Raw genomic sequence first — 14514 nt, forward strand, 5'->3', positions numbered from 1 at the left:
GACTCTCAAATGCTGCTAAAGCGATGACATCGAGATGACAAGGGGAAAGCGCGGGTGGCGTCACGCCAGGCCATGGACGGACAGGCTCCTTCGGGGTGGCGCGGTGGCGTCGCCATGGGCTGTCGCTGGCTGACCGCTGCGGTCGGCGGCTATGGATTCGCGGTGGCCGCCGCGATGCTGACCGCGCGCATCCTGCCGGTGTCGGACGCGCAGTCGCGGGTCGAGGCGACCGGATGGCCGATGATCCTGTCCTTCCTGGTCTATGCGGGCATCGGGCTGTGGGCGCTGCACGAGATACGGCTGGCGCGCGTTGCCGCGGTGGTCTGGGGCGGCGCGCTGGTCATGGCGGCGCTGCTCTGGTGGCTGGGGGTCCGCGCGTGAGCGAGGCGGCGGCCCCGGTGCAGCGCGGCTGGCGGCAGACCATGGCCTGGGCGCATGGCTGGCTGGGCCTGATCGCCGGGTGGATCCTGTTCACCATGTTCCTGACCGGGACCTCGGCCTATTTCCGCCCCGAAATCACCCAGTGGATGCAGCCCGAGATCCGCCCCGCCGTCGCAACCCCGGCACAGGCGGCGACCTCGGCGGTCCGCCATCTCGCGCGGGTCGGCGGCGACGACCTGCAATGGTATATCTATCTGCCTGACGCGCGGACGATCGCCACCCGCGTCTTCCGCATCCCCGCCAAGCCCGATCCCAAGGCGCGCGGCACCGAGCTGGACCTTGATCCGGTCAGCGGCGCCCCCCTGACCGCGCGCGAGACGCGCGGGGGCGAGCATTTCTATCGCTTCCACTTCCAGCTGCAATTGCCGTACCCCTGGGGCCGCTGGCTGGCGGGGCTGTGCGCGATGGCGATGCTGGGCGCGATCATCTCGGGCGTGATCACCCACAAGCGAATCTTCGCCGACTTCTTCACGCTGCGCTGGAACAAGGGACAGCGCAGCTGGCTCGACGCGCACAACGTCACCGCAGTGCTCGGCCTGCCCTATCACGCGATGATCACCTATACCGGGCTGATCACCCTGATTACCATGTACATGCCGTACCCGATCGTGATGAACTATGCCAAGCCCGCGCAGTTCGTCCAGACCGCCTATGGCCAGCCCGACGACGTGCCCGCCAGCGGCGTGCGCCATCCGCTCGTCGCGATCGCGCCGCTGATCCAGGATGCCGAGCGCCGTCTGGGCGGCCCCGCCACCCGCGTCATCGTCACCAATCCGGGCGACGCCGCCGCGCGCGTGACGATCGCGCAAGCCAAGCATGGCGCGATCAGCGCGCAAACCCCGATCGTCGTCTATGAGGGCGCGACCGGCCGGTTCCTCAGCCGGAGCGGCGCGCCCGCCTCGGCGATCCAGACGGCGGGCGTCCTGCTGGGCCTGCACCTGGCGCAATTTGCCGGGCCCGCGCTGCGCTGGGCCTATTTCGTGATGGGGCTGACCGGCGCGGCGATGGTCGGCACCGGGCTGCTGCTCTGGACCGCCAAGCGGCGCAAGCCGGGCGCGGCGCCCTTTTTCGGGCTCCGGCTGGCCGAGCGGCTGAACATCGCGGTCATCGCCGCCTTCCCGTGCGGCATGGCGGCCTATCTCCTCGCCAACCGGCTGATCCCGGCGGGGATGGCGGGCCGCGCCGATATGGAAGTGTCGGCGATGTTCTGGACCTGGGGCCTGCTCGCGCTCGCCCAGCTCGGCCTGCCCGCGCGGCGCGCCTGGACGATCCTGTTCGGTGTCGCGGGCCTGTTCTGGACCGCGATCCCGGTCGTCAACGCGCTGACCGACACACGCTGGCTGATCCCCTCGCTGCTCGACGGGGATCAGGTCTTCCTCGCCTTCGATCTCGCCTGTCTCGCCATCGGTGCCGGTTTCGCCGTCGCCGCGCGGGTCAGCGCGCGTCCCGCCGCCCGTACTCCCACACGGACCCGCCGCTTTTCGGAGCCTGCCCATGCTTGATACGATCGCCCTGTGCCTTGTCGGCTTCTGGTTGCTTGCCGCCGGTTCCCATCGCCATGCGCGCGACGCCGGGACGCTGCACGATGCCCGGCTTCGCACCGGGTTGAAGCTGCTGGGCGCGACGGTGCTGCTGCTCGCCTTGTGGGGCAGCGGCACGGCGATCACGGGCGAGCGGATCGTGCGGCTGGCAGGGGCGGCCTCGATCGCGGGCGTCGCGCTCAACCTGATCCTGTCGGTGCGCGCGCACGCGGCCTTCGCCCCCTTGCGCGCGGTCAACCGGCTTGTGGGTCGAACACCGACCAGCCGGTCCGCTGCACCAGCCGTTCGAGCGCCAGCGTACCAAGCTGCGAATTCCCGCGCGCGTTGAGCCCCGGCGACCATACGGCGATCGAGGCCCGGCCGGGTACGATCGCCAATATGCCGCCCCCCACCCCCGATTTGCCCGGCAGGCCGACGCGGAAGGCGAACTCGCCCGATCCGTCATAATGGCCGCAGCTCATCATCAGCGCGTTGATCCGCCGCGCCCGTTGCGGTGACACCACCGAGCGCCCCGTCCCCGGATGAAGGCCCCGCGCCATCAGATAGCGCCCGGCGAGCGCCAGCTGCCGACAGCTCATGGCGAGCGCGCAGAAATGGAAATAGACGCCCAGCACCCGGTCGACCGGATGATGCAGGTTGCCGAAGGCGCGCATGTAATGCGCCAGCGCCTGGTTGCGGTGCCCCGTCTCCATCTCGGCCTGCGCCACGGCGGCGTCGATGACGATGTCGTCCTCTCCGGTCAGCGCGCGGACGAAGCGCAACATCTCGCCGATCGCCTCGCGCGGTTCGTAACCGCCCAGCAGCACGTCGGCGACGACGATCGCGCCCGCATTGATGAACGGGTTGCGCGGGATGCCCTGTTCGGTTTCCAGCTGCACGATCGAGTTGAACGCGGTGCCCGACGGCTCGCGCCCCACCCGCCGCCACAGCTGGTCGCCGACCGCGCCCAGCGCCAGGGTCAGCGCGAAGACCTTGGAAATGCTCTGGATCGAGAAGCTCTCCTCGGCATCGCCCGCCAGATGGCATTGGCCGTCCGCCTCGACGATGGCGATGCCGAAACGGCGCGGATCGATGCCCGCCAGCGCGGGGATGTAATCGGCCGGTTTGCCCCGGTCGGGGGCCTCCGCCATCTCGGCGGCGATGTCGGCAACGATGGCGGACAGGTCCATGGCGCCGTCGTGCCGTGCGCGCGACACTTTGTCGAGCGCCGCGAACCCGTCACAAACCGCCGCTAGGGAGCCGTCGCTTCCTCCCCAAGCCCGACGACGGACCGACAGCAACGCCATGCGCGACAGGGACACGCCCCCGCCCGCCCCCGGATTCTGGACCCTTGCCGGGGTCGAGGCATGGGAGCGATTCGCGATCCAGGGCGCCAAGTCGCTCCTCACCCTGTTCCTGCTGACCGACCTGCTGCGCCCCTCGGGCCCGCCGGTGCTCGGCCTGGCGGGGTTGCGCGCCGCGATCGAGGGGGTGACGGGGACGCGAGGCGACATCGCCTTCGCCTCGCAGCTTTACGGGCTGTACGGCGCGCTGACCTATCTGATCCTGCCGCTGGGCGGATGGCTGGCGGATCGCAGCGGGCGGCGGCGGGTCGCGATGTTCGTCGGCGCTGGGCTGATGGCGGCGGGGCTGGTCGCGCTGACCGGACGGCCCTTCGCGCTGGTCGGGCTGGGCCTGCTGATCGGCGGGATCGGGCTGCTCAAGGGCAATCTGGCGGCAGAGGTCGGCGCGCTGCGCGGGTCGGCGGGGGGCGAGCGGCTGTTCGCGGCCTATCTGGCGTTCCTCAACGGTGGCGCGCTGCTCGGGCCGCTGCTGTGCGGCTGGCTGGCCGAGCGGTACGGGTTCGGCACCGCCTTCGCCGCGATGGCGGCGAGCATGGCGGTGGCCGTGCTGCTGCTGCTGCGCGCCGCCCCCCGCGTCACGGTCCCAGCGGCGGCGCAGGACGACGGAGCGGCCGTCGCATGGCGACAGGTGGTGCCCGCCATCGTCGCGGTCACCCTGTGCTTCTGCGCCTATGAGCAGTTGACCAACATCGTGCTGGTCTGGGCCGAGGCACGGGTCGCGCTGTCGGTCGGCGGGTTCGCCGTGCCGCCCGGCTGGCTGGCGGCGGCGGACGGACTGTTCACCATCGCGCTGGCGCTGGGGGCGTATCGGCTCTGGCCCTGGCTCGCGCGGCGGCGGTGCGAGCCCGCTGCGGGGATCAAGCTGGCGCTGGGCGGCGTGGCGATCGCGCTTGGCTATGGCCTGATCGCGCTATTGTCGATGCGGGTCGGCGCGGTGGGGCTGGCGGGGCCGCTGGCGGCGATCCTGCTGCTCGGCATCGGCGTGGTGCTGTCCTGGCCCTCGGCGCTGGCCATCGTCACCGCCGCAGCGCCGCCCGGCCGACGGGGCATGATGACCGGGCTGTTCTATCTCCACGGCTTCGTCGCTCATCTGGTCGTGGGGCAGCTGGGCACGCTCTATCCGGTGATGAGCGCCCCCCGCTTCTGGATGATCCATGTCGCGCTGGCGCTGGCGGGTGCGGTCGTCGCGCTCGCCATTCCGCGCGATCAGGCCACCACCACCTCCACCGCCGACAGCGCCTCGGCATAAGCGGGCGACAGCGGCACGTCGGTCACCAGCATGGCGACACCGTCGAGCGCGGCGACCTGGACGGTGCCGTGGCGGTCGAACTTGCTGGCATCGGCGGCGATCACCGTGCGGCGCGCGCGCGCGATCATCATCCGGCACACCGCCGCCTCGCCCGCATGATAATCGGCAAAGCCATGGTCGAGATTGACCGATTCCACCGACAGGATCGCCAGCGAGGGCGTGAACATCGCCAGATAGTCGCGCGCCGTCGCGTCGAAACAGGCGCGATATTCGTAATCCAGCTCGCCCCCGGCCAGCAGCACCCGGTTGTCGTTGCGCCCGCCCAGTTCGGCGGCGACCCCCACCGCATTGGTGATGACGGTCAGCCGCTGGTGATCGCGCAGCGCGCGGGCGACATAATGGCCGGTGGTGCTGGCATCGATATACAGGGTCTGGCCGTCCGCGACGATCTGCGCCACCGCGGCCGCGATCCGCTGCTTGGCCTCGGCATGGCGTTGCAGGCGGGTGGCGAACGAGCCCTCCGTCTCCACCTTGGCCAGCCGCACCGCGCCGTGCGCGCGCACGACCGCGCCCGATGCCTCCAGCACGCGCAGTTCGCGCCGGATCGTCTCCTCGGACACCGACAGCGCCGCCGCCAGATCGCCGATCCCGCGGAAATTTCCCTCTCCGAGTAGCGCCACGATCTCGGTCTGGCGGCGCTGGCGTTTCATCATGGCTGTTCGGGCTCCTGCTATCGGGGTCATGCTAGACGGCGGGGCGTTTCGGTCAATCGGCCGTCGCATCCGGCCAGAAACGCCACAGGCCGCACACAAAGACGCCGATGGCTTTGCGGGCCATCGGCGTGAGGTGCGCTCCGATACCCGCGGGGGGCGCGCATCGGATCGGGGAGAAGGATCGGGTCAGAAGGCGTAGGTCAGGTTCAGCATGTAGATGCGCCCCGTCTCGACATAGCCGCCCTTGCGGTCGTTCGAGAGATAGGCCTTCCGCTCGCTGGTCGTCGCCCAGTAGCTGTGCTCGTTGAACAGGTTCTGCACCGACATGCCGACCGTCAGGCCCGAGGGCAGGACATAGTTGACGATCAGGTTGGAGATCGTCGTCGGCTGGATATAGGTGTCCGGGCGGCTGGAGCGCAGATCGTACAGACGGTCGCCGGTGTAGTTGTAGTTCCACTCCGCCGACAGGCCGCCATGGCTGTAGAACAGCGCGGCGTTGTACATGATCCTGGGCGCCTGGGTCATGCGCTGGTCGCGCATCTGGCCGTTGACGAAGACGCGCGCATTGGCGCGCTGTACCGTGACATTGGCCTGGAGGCCCAGCCCGTCGAGCAGCCCCGGCAGACCCTTCAGCGCATAGCGGCCGAACAGCTCGACACCATAGATCTTGCCGGTGGCGTTGGTGGTCAGGCTCGACACCTCGACCCCGCCCTGCTGTTCCGACTGCGGGTTGCCCCAGATGTTATAGTCGCCGGTCGCGTTGGTGGTGCCGGTCGCGAACAGGACGTGGTTGAGCTGCTTGTAGAAGGGGCTGATCGAGAAGAAGTCGGCGCCCTGCCCCTTATATTCGACCGAGGCGTCGTAATTCCACGAGGTCTGGGCATTCAGATTGGGGTTGGGGATGAACACCCCCGTCACCTCGCCCAGATCGTTGCGGGTCACCTGCGTCGGCCCGAGCAGCAGGTCGAATGCGGGCCGCGAATAGCTCTTCCGGACCGAGGCGCGGATGACCATGTCGTCGTTCGGCCGGTAATTGGCGATGACGCTGGGCAGCCACATGTCATAGTTGCGGCTGGAGGTCGCGAACCTGCCGGTGTCGTTGCCCTGGTCCTGCCAATAGGTGCCCTTGAACCGGTTATATTCGTAGCGCAGGCCCGGCACGACCTGAAGGTCGCCGAACTGCATCGTCGCCATGGCATAGCCGCTCAGCCGGTTCTCGCGCCCGTCGAGGCGGTTCTCCTTCAGCTTGACCGGATCGAGATTGGCGAGCTTGGGCGTCGAGAGCTGGCGGACCTGATCCTCGATATAGCCGGTGTCGATCAGGAAGATCGGCACCTGCGCGGCATTGTTCATGAACCCGCCGAGCATCCGGCCGGGCAGCGAGGTCAGCGCGGGGCCGGTCGCGGCGTAACGCGGCGAATTGCTGCCGTCCGCATTGGGGAAGGTATATTGCAGCGCGCCGTCATCGCCCAGCGCATTGGCGTAACGCTTGGCATCCTCGACCTTGGCGCCCGCCGAGATGGACACCAGACCCTGGTCGGCATGATGCCAGGTCGTGTCGAACTGTCCCTCCAGGCGGCGTTCCCAGGTGTTCTCGAACTGCTGGGTGACGTACCATTGCTTCAGCTTGGTCAGGTCGCTCAGATAGGCGCGCGCCGCGTCGGTCAGCACGACCTGCGGAAAGGTGCGCTGGCCGATCGAGGTGACCATGCGGTAATTGGCGACGCCCATATTGTCGGCGGTGCCGATATAGGGACGGCCCGCAAAGCCCGACTGGATGCGCAAGGGATAATCCTGCGACCCGCGCGAATAGGCGCCGTGATAGTCGAAGGTGAAGTCGCCCGAACGGGTCTGGCCGCCCAGCTTGGTCGTCACCAGTTCCTGGTTGCTGTGCTCGGTGCGGAAATAATGCGTCGCGGTCAGGCCGTAATCGGCGCGATAGCCGGCGGCGTCGTACGAGCCCTTGTTGGGGTTCGGGTTGATCTGGTCGGGGGCCAGGCTGGTCTGGCGCAGCGCGGTCTGGTCCATCCAGCTCTTCAGCTGGTAGCGGCCATAGGTCGAGTGCAGGTACAGGTCGGTGCTCTCGCCCTTCCAGTCGAGGTTCAGCGTCCCGCCCATCCGCTCGATGCGGTTGCGGAACGACTGCCACTGGACGCCGCGCGCGAACAGATTGTCCAGATTGTCGCGGATCATGCCGGGGATGTTGGTGTTATACTTCTCCCAGTCATGCTGGACCGCGGTCGACTCGCCCAGCACATGCTTCAGCCCGTAATAGGCCGAGGCATAGATGCCGAAATTGCCGAAGCGCTGCGCGGTCTCGACCTGCGCGACGCCGCCCCAGGGGTCCTCGCCACGCGCCACGGCACGGCCCGCCACCTGGCCCTGCAGGCGGATCTGGCTGCGATGGTTGGGCAGGTCGAAGGCGGTGATCGGCACCATGTCGATGATGCCCGCGATCGCGTCGCCGTCATATTTGGCGGTCGGCGCCTTGTCGACGCGCACCGTCTGGAGCGAGAAGGGCGACAACAGGTTCATCGAGATGGCGCGGGTGCGCGCATCGGTCTGCGCCAGCCGCACGCCGTCGAGCGAATAGGCGTTGTACGAGGTGTCGAGGCCGCGGATCGAGACGTACTGCGCCTCGCCGGTCGCCGCCGCGTTGCGCGACTGGTCCACCGACGAGCTGATGCCCGGCAGGCGGGTCAGCAGGTCGGCCAGATTCTGCTGCGGCTGAAGGCGCAGTTCCTCGCCCGAGACGACGGTCGCCAGCGACTGGCTGCGCAGCTGTTCGTCCTGCGCGTCGACCACCGCCTGGCGATGACCCTTGACGACCACATCCTCGCCGACCTGCGGATCGGTGTCGGTGACGGTCGGCGCATTGGCCGTGGCGATCGGATCGGTCGGATCGGCGGCCAGCGCCGGCGTGGCCAGCATCAGCGTGGCGGCGGTGCCGCACAATAGGCGCACGACATGCGCCCGCTTGAACGAAGCGGTCATGGTTTTCCCCCTGGGACATCGTGATGGCGACGCCCCCCGGGCGCCTTCGACGGCCCCGCTAGAGACGGGCTGTGACAGTCCGATGACTTATTGACCGAATTTTGATGAATTTGAAAAAATGACCGTGGGATAGGCGCTTCGGCACGATCCGCCCGGCCAATGTCACAGTCCTGACCCGGAAACGGTTCAAAGCTCCAACATGACTCCTATCTCCGCCACCCTTCGCCGCCGCCTGCGATCCGCGCTTTTCCTGATCACCGCCTCCGCACTGGCCGCGCCGGTCGCGGCGCAGGCGCCGGGCACCAGGGGCCTGACCCTGGACCGGGTGGTCCTGCTGATGCGCCACGGCGTCCGCGCGCCGCTGGATGGGGAAGTGCCGCACGGCACCCGCACCGCCACCCCCTGGCCGCACTGGACGACGACCGAAAGCCAGCTGACCCCGCGCGGGGCCGAGGCGCTGGCGACCGAGGCGCGCGCCGACCGCGCCGACTGGGCGGCACGCGGCCTGCTCCCCGCCAAAGGATGCCCGGCATCCGACAGCATCCGCATCTGGACCAACAGTTCGCCGCGCACCATCGCCAGCGGACGGGCCTATGCCCAGGGCCTCGCCCCCGGCTGTACGCTGACCATCGGCCATCGCCCCGTTGGCGAGGCCGATCCGCTGTTCGAGCCGCTGCGCGCCACTGCCACCCGCTTCGACGCGACGGCGGCGGTGGCGGACATCAACCGCTTCACCGGCGGCATGGACGCGCTGGCCGCGCGACATCGCGACGCGTTGCGCCTGCTCGATTCGGTGCTGGGCTGCGGCAATCCCAAGGGATGCGATCCGGCGGGCGCGCCGCGCCTGACGCCCTCGGCGGACGGCAAGGGCATCGACCTGTCGGGGCCGATCCGCACCGCCTCGGGCACCGCGCAGGTGCTGCTGCTGCAATATGCCGAGGGGCTGTCGCCCTCGGTCGGCGGCGTGCCGGTCGACGGGGCGGTGCTGGCCCGGCTGGGTGCGGTCCATGCCGCGCTGTTCGACGTCTATTCGCGCTCGCCCTACATGGCGGCGCACCAGTCGGCCGCGTTCGGCCGCCACATGATCGACGCGCTGACCGCCCGCGACGGGCGCAAGGTCGACATGCTGGTCGGGCACGACACCAACGTCACCGCGCTGGCCGGGCTGCTCGGCTTCGACCTCGTCGCGCCGGGCTATGCGACCAACGATGCCGCACCGGGCGGGGCGGTGATGATCGAACGCTGGCATGATCGCCGGGGTCGGCGCTTCGTCACCCTGTCCTATCGCACCCAGTCGCCCGATCGGCTGCGCCACCAGTCGGCGGACGTGACCGTCACGCCCATCCGCGTGCCCGGCTGCCCCGCCGCCGCGCCCTGCCCGCTCGACCGCTTCGTCGCGCTGTTCGGCCGCCGTCTGGCGCCGCTGGCCCGGTAAGCCCGGCCGGGTGTCGTAGTCCGGGACGGAACGGATGGCGGATTAAAGGCTTCGCTTACCCTTTGGGGCCTATAGCGGCGATCATGTCGCCCCCCGATTCCGTCCCGTCCCACGGATCGCCGAGCCCCGGCCTGATGCCGGTGGTGCGCGGCTGTCGTCCGCACCTGATCGCGGCGGCGGGGTTTTCGGGGCTGATCAACCTCCTCAACCTCGCGCCGTCGATCTTCATGCTCCAGGTCTATGACCGGGTGGTGCCGACGCGCGGCGTGCCGACGCTGCTGCTGCTGACGCTGATCCTGACGATCGCGCTGGGCGTCTATGCGATTCTGGACGCGGTGCGGATGCGGCTGTTGCTGCGCGCTAGCATCCGGCTGGAGCGACGGCTGGCGCCCGCCATCCTGCTGCGCATCCTGGGGTCGCCAAGCGGCACCGCGATGGAGCGGGCCCAGGCGATGCGCGATTTCGACACGGTCCGCTCCACCCTGACCGGCGCGCCGGTCATCGCGCTGTTCGATGCGCCCTGGGCGCCGATCTACATCCTGATCGCCTTCCTGCTCCACCCATGGATCGGCGTGCTGACCCTGGTCAGCGCGCTGCTGCTGGGCGCGATCGCTATCGCCAGCGAGCGGGTGACCGAATCCAGCGTCGTCACGCTGCGCGGCCGCACCGCGCTGGCGCAGCGCGAGCAGGACGCCTCGATCCTCGCCTCCGACGTGGCGCAGGCATTGGGAATGCGCGACGCGCTCGTCACCCGCCATTTGCTGGAACGCGCCGATCTGGCGCGGCGGCAGGCATCGCTGTCGCGGCGGTCGGGGCAGTTCCTGGCGGTCACCAAATTCCTGCGCCAGCTGCTGCAATCGCTGGCGCTGGCGCTGGGCGCCTGGCTGGCGGTGAAGCAGGAGATTTCGGGCGGCGCGATCTTCGCCGCCTCACTGCTCTTGGGCCGCGCGCTCCAGCCGGTCGAGCAGATCCTCGGCGCGATCAAGCCGCTGACCGCCGCGCGCGAGGCGTGGCGCTCGCTCGACGGTTTCTGCCGCCGCCCCGGCCCCGAGCGCACGACCACCACCCTGCCCGCCCCCATCGGCCGGATCGAGGTGCGCGGGCTGGAGGTGCGAGCCCCCGGCGGCGACCGCGCCATCCTGTCGGACATCAGCTTTGCGGTGAATCCCGGCGAGGTCGTCGCGCTGGTCGGCCCGAGCGGCGCGGGCAAGTCGACGCTGCTGCGCGTGCTGGCGGGGGCACAGGCCCCCGATGGCGGCGAGGTGCGGATCGACGGCGCGTCGCTGGCCGACTGGAATCGCGAGCAGCTGGGCCGCCATCTTGGCTTCATGCCGCAGGCGCCGACGCTGTTCCCCGCCTCCGTCCACACCAATATCGCGCGCTTTCGCGGCGTCCTCGACGGCGAGAGCGAGGCGCTGGACGCCGAGGTCGTCGCCGCCGCGCAGGAGGCAGGCGCGCATGACGTGATCCTGGGCCTGCCGCACGGCTATGCCACGATGCTGGAGCGTGGCGAGGCGGGGCTGTCCGCAGGACAGGGCCAGGCGGTGGCGCTGGCCCGCGCGCTGTTCGGGCGACCGACCCTGTTGTTCCTCGACGAACCCAATGCGCATCTGGACAGCGAGGGCGAGGCGCGGCTGGCGCGCTGCATCCTGTCGCTTCGCGAACGCAAGGCGACGGTGATCGTCTCGACCCATCGCACCGGGCTGCTCCAGATCGTCGACAAGGTGCTGCTGCTGCGCGACGGCAAGGTGCAGCTGTTCGACGACCGCGCCAAGGTGATCCGGTCGCAGACGCCCGGCCGCCCCGACGAAGGCTTCGTGCATGCCGGGGGCGGCCGATGACCCCCGCCCGTGCCCAGCTGGCCGAACGGCTGCACCTCGACGATTCGCCGCGCGCCGCGATCCGGCTGGGCGGGATCATCGCCTTCCTGTTCTTCGTCGTCGGGCTGGGCTGGGCGGCGGTCGCGCGGCTCGACGCGGCGGCGGCGGGCGAAGGCCAGGTCACGGTGTCCGGCAATCGCCGCACCGTGCAGCATCGCGACGGCGGTATCGTCCGCGCGATGGCGGTCCGCGACGGCCAGCATGTGACGGCGGGCCAGATCCTGTTCCGGCTTGAGGGGGCCGAGGTCGCCGCCAGCGAACGGGCGCTCGCCGCCAGCGTCATCGATCTCCAGGCGCAAAAGGCGCGGCTGGAGGCCGAGATTGCAGGCCGCGCCGTCGTCTGGCCCACCGAGTTCGCCACCGCGCCCGAACAGGACCGCCCGCTGATCGCGCGCGCCGAGGCGCTGCAACTGGCCCAGCTGCGCAGCCGCAACGCCGCGCTCGCCGCCGGCGACCAGGTGCTGCGCCAGCAGGCCGCCGAGGTCAGTCGCCAGACATCGGGCTATAACGCCCAGGCCCAGGCCACCGCCCGCCAGCGCGAGAGCCTGGCCCAGCAGCTGGAGAGTACGAGGCGGCTGGCCGATGAGGGCTATGTCTCGCGCAACACGGTCCGCTCGATCGAACGCTCGATGCAGCAGCTCGAGGGGGCCGATGCCGATTACAGCTCGCGCTCCGCCGCCGCGCGCGAACAGATCGGCCAGACCCGCGCGCAGATGGTGCAGACCCGCCGCCGCCAGGTGGAGGAAGCCGCCGCCAGCCTGCGCGACACCCAGTTCCAGTTGAACGAGATGCAGCCCAAATGGGCCTCCGCCCGCGAGCAGCTGGCGCGTACCGAGATTCGCGCGCCGGTTTCGGGCCGGGTCGTCGGCCTGCGCGTCTTTACCGTCGGCGGGGTGATCCAGGCGGGGCAGCCGATCCTCGACATCGTGCCCGATGCCGCGCCGCTGATCGTGCGCGCCAATTTCGCGCCCGGCGACATCGACGGCGTCGTCGCGGGGCGGCCCGCCGAGGTGAAGTTCCTGTCGCTGCACGACCGGGGGCTGCCGATCCTGACCGGCACGGTCCATTCGGTGTCGGCCGACGCGCTGCGCGACGAAGCCTCGGGCCGCAGCTATTTCTCCGCCGAGGTCGCGGTGCCGCGTGACCAGATCGCCCGCATCGCGGCGGTGCGCGGCGGCGATACCGGCATCCGCGCGGGCGTGCCGGTCGCCGTCACCGTGCCGCTGCGCAAGCGGACCGCGCTGCAATATCTCCTCGATCCGCTGACCGAGGCCTTTGCGAAGTCCTTCCATGAACGCTGACGCGCTGCGCCGCCTCGCCTGCCTGCCGCTGATGCTGGTCGCCGCCCCGGCCGCCGCGCAGGAGCTGTACGATCCCGACACGCTCGACCGCGCGATCGCCGATGCCTATCGTACCAACCCCACGCTGGAGGCGGGGCGGGCGCAGCTGCGCGCGCTCGACGAACAGATCATCCAGGCGGGCTCGCCTTACCGGTTGAGCGTCGGGGTGAACGTCAATTTCCAGTATCGCCAGCAGGACCAGCGCAACCTGCTCGACCAGTTCGGGACGGTGCGGTCGCGGACCATGGGGGCGACCATCTCCGCCTCGCAGATCCTGCTCAACGGCGGGCGGACCGCCGCGCAGGTGTCCGCCGCCGAGGCGACCGTGCTGGCGGGGCGCGAGCGGCTGCGCGAGACCGAGAACGAGATATTGCTCGCGGTGGTCGACGCCTATGCCTCGGTCCTGCGCGACCAGGCGCTGGTGGCGATCCAGACCCGCTCGCTCGACAGCTATGGCCGACAGGTGGACCAGGCGGTCGCGCGCGAACGCGGCGGCGATCTGACCCGCACCGACATCGCGCAGGCGCGCGCCCAGCGCGAGATCATCCGCGCACAGCTGGCCCAGGCGGAGGCCAATCTGCAATCCAGCCGCGCGCGCTTTGCCGCCTTGGTCGGGCGCAATCCCGGCCGCCTGGCGCCGCCGCCGCGCCTGCCGGGCAGCCCCGCCTCGCTCGACGCCGCCTTCCAGATCGCCGAAAAGGAAAGCCCCGCCATCTGGCAGGCGATCATGGCCGCGCGCGCGGGCGATGCCCGGATCGCCGCGCAGCGCGCCGAGCGCGCGCCGATCGTCGCGCTGACCGGCGGCTATGGCTATGCCAGCCCCTATTCCTATCAGGTCCGCGACCTAGGCGGACAGGCGACCGGGGGCGTCAGCGTCACCATGCCGCTGCTCGCGGGCGGGCTGATCGGATCGCGCATCCGCGCCGCCGTCGCCGAGCGCCAGCAACTGGGCTTCGAGGCGGAGAGCACCCGGCGACAGGCGCTTGCCAATGTCCAGGATAGCTGGAACCAGTCGGTCGCGGCGCAAACCCAACAGGATTCGGGCCAGCTGGCCACCCAGGCGGCCGAGGCCGCGCTGACCGGCGTGCGGCGCGGGTTCCAGGAAGGCTTCCGGTCCAATTTCGAGGTGCTCGATTCGGAACAGCGGCTGCTCAACGCCCAGATCGTCGAGACCAATGCGCGCTATTCGGGCTATGTCGCCCAGGCGCGGCTGCTGGCGACGCTGGGCCGGTTGCAGGCGGGGGTGATCGAGGCGGGGGTGCCGAGCTATGACGCCTCGGCCCATATCCGGCAGGTGAAGAAGCAGGTCTTCGGCCCGTTCGACCCGATCCTCGCTCCCATCGACCGCGCCGCGCGCCCCTCGGTGGCGGCAAAGCCCGCGCCCATGCTGGCCGCCGCGACCGACCCGGTGCTGCGCGCGCCCACGGCCATGCCCCCGGCGGGACTGGGCCAGTCGCTGCCGGTTAGGCCGATGCCGGTGCTTCCGACCCCCTCCTTCGGCGACCTCAGCGATACGGTGGTAACCGGCGGGGCACCCGGCCCTCGCTGACGCGACCAATCAAGCCCGTCCCCTGAAGG

General features: G+C 70.1%; 11 protein-coding genes. 8 read left to right on the forward strand and 3 right to left on the reverse strand.

The genetic code is table 11. The features are described from left to right. The first annotated feature begins 54 nt into the window (after positions 1–54). From ACFX59_RS13255 to ACFX59_RS13265, 3 genes are read left to right on the forward strand one after another with little or no spacing between them, the layout of a single operon-like run. The gene (locus ACFX59_RS13255) at positions 55–381 is read left to right on the forward strand and encodes a hypothetical protein (RefSeq protein WP_309697706.1); all 327 of its coding nucleotides are present in this window, start codon (positions 55–57) and stop codon (positions 379–381) included. Next, positions 378–1943 (forward strand): PepSY-associated TM helix domain-containing protein, encoded by a 1566-nt coding sequence (locus tag ACFX59_RS13260; protein ID WP_387432746.1) that lies wholly within the window; start codon positions 378–380, stop codon positions 1941–1943. Before ACFX59_RS13255 ends, ACFX59_RS13260 begins: the two co-directional genes overlap by 4 nt. Continuing rightward, entirely contained in the window at positions 1936–2310 is a 375-nt protein-coding gene (locus ACFX59_RS13265) for a hypothetical protein (RefSeq protein ID WP_307101038.1), read from the forward strand. Before ACFX59_RS13260 ends, ACFX59_RS13265 begins: the two co-directional genes overlap by 8 nt. Here ACFX59_RS13265 and ACFX59_RS13270 read toward each other — a convergent pair. Continuing rightward, positions 2216–3151 carry a glutaminase gene (locus ACFX59_RS13270; protein WP_307101040.1) on the reverse strand — a complete coding sequence of 312 codons (936 nt, stop codon included), beginning with the start codon at positions 3149–3151 and terminating at the stop codon, positions 2216–2218. The genes ACFX59_RS13265 and ACFX59_RS13270 overlap by 95 nt on opposite strands. Positions 3152–3266: 115 nt before the next feature. Here ACFX59_RS13270 and ACFX59_RS13275 point away from each other — a divergent pair, with 115 nt between their 5' ends. Further along, entirely contained in the window at positions 3267–4574 is a 1308-nt protein-coding gene (locus tag ACFX59_RS13275) for an MFS transporter (RefSeq protein ID WP_387432748.1), read from the forward strand. Here ACFX59_RS13275 and ACFX59_RS13280 read toward each other — a convergent pair. Beyond that, on the reverse strand, positions 4532–5287 hold the full coding sequence (locus tag ACFX59_RS13280; RefSeq protein ID WP_307101044.1) for a DeoR/GlpR family DNA-binding transcription regulator: 756 nt from the start codon (positions 5285–5287) through the stop codon (positions 4532–4534). The genes ACFX59_RS13275 and ACFX59_RS13280 overlap by 43 nt on opposite strands. A gap of 186 nt (positions 5288–5473) precedes the next feature. Beyond that, positions 5474–8281, reverse strand: a complete 2808-nt coding sequence (locus ACFX59_RS13285; protein ID WP_387432750.1) for a TonB-dependent receptor — start codon at positions 8279–8281, stop codon at positions 5474–5476. Positions 8282–8480: 199 nt separating this feature from the next. On the opposite strand from ACFX59_RS13285, the gene ACFX59_RS13290 reads away from it, so the two are divergent. The 4 genes from ACFX59_RS13290 (at position 8481) to ACFX59_RS13305 (ending at position 14485) form a co-directional block, all read left to right on the forward strand. Beyond that, positions 8481–9716, forward strand: a complete 1236-nt coding sequence (locus tag ACFX59_RS13290; protein ID WP_387432751.1) for a histidine-type phosphatase — start codon at positions 8481–8483, stop codon at positions 9714–9716. 83 nt (positions 9717–9799) lie between these two features. Next, positions 9800–11557, forward strand: coding sequence for a type I secretion system permease/ATPase (locus ACFX59_RS13295; RefSeq protein WP_387432753.1), 1758 nt, complete (start codon positions 9800–9802; stop codon positions 11555–11557). Then, positions 11554–12897, forward strand: a complete 1344-nt coding sequence (locus ACFX59_RS13300) for an HlyD family type I secretion periplasmic adaptor subunit (protein WP_387432754.1) — start codon at positions 11554–11556, stop codon at positions 12895–12897. The genes ACFX59_RS13295 and ACFX59_RS13300 overlap by 4 nt, the downstream gene beginning before the upstream one ends. Continuing rightward, positions 12887–14485 (forward strand): TolC family outer membrane protein, encoded by a 1599-nt coding sequence (locus ACFX59_RS13305; RefSeq protein ID WP_387432755.1) that lies wholly within the window; start codon positions 12887–12889, stop codon positions 14483–14485. The genes ACFX59_RS13300 and ACFX59_RS13305 overlap by 11 nt, the downstream gene beginning before the upstream one ends. The last annotated feature ends 29 nt before the right edge of the window (positions 14486–14514 follow it).

Source organism: Sphingomonas sp. NCPPB 2930, assembly GCF_042867205.1.
Lineage (GTDB): Bacteria > Pseudomonadota > Alphaproteobacteria > Sphingomonadales > Sphingomonadaceae > Sphingomonas.

Excerpts from the sequence above, each read along its gene's own strand:
- ACFX59_RS13265 (WP_307101038.1), top strand. The coding sequence starts at position 1,936 with ATGCTTGATACGATCGCCCTGTGCCTTGTCGGCTTCTGGTTGCTTGCC.
- ACFX59_RS13270 (WP_307101040.1), bottom strand. The coding sequence starts at position 3,151 with ATGGACCTGTCCGCCATCGTTGCCGACATCGCCGCCGAGATGGCGGAG.
- ACFX59_RS13275 (WP_387432748.1), top strand. The coding sequence starts at position 3,267 with ATGCGCGACAGGGACACGCCCCCGCCCGCCCCCGGATTCTGGACCCTT.
- ACFX59_RS13280 (WP_307101044.1), bottom strand. The coding sequence starts at position 5,287 with ATGATGAAACGCCAGCGCCGCCAGACCGAGATCGTGGCGCTACTCGGA.
- ACFX59_RS13285 (WP_387432750.1), bottom strand. The coding sequence starts at position 8,281 with ATGACCGCTTCGTTCAAGCGGGCGCATGTCGTGCGCCTATTGTGCGGC.
- ACFX59_RS13290 (WP_387432751.1), top strand. The coding sequence starts at position 8,481 with ATGACTCCTATCTCCGCCACCCTTCGCCGCCGCCTGCGATCCGCGCTT.
- ACFX59_RS13295 (WP_387432753.1), top strand. The coding sequence starts at position 9,800 with ATGTCGCCCCCCGATTCCGTCCCGTCCCACGGATCGCCGAGCCCCGGC.
- ACFX59_RS13300 (WP_387432754.1), top strand. The coding sequence starts at position 11,554 with ATGACCCCCGCCCGTGCCCAGCTGGCCGAACGGCTGCACCTCGACGAT.
- ACFX59_RS13305 (WP_387432755.1), top strand. The coding sequence starts at position 12,887 with ATGAACGCTGACGCGCTGCGCCGCCTCGCCTGCCTGCCGCTGATGCTG.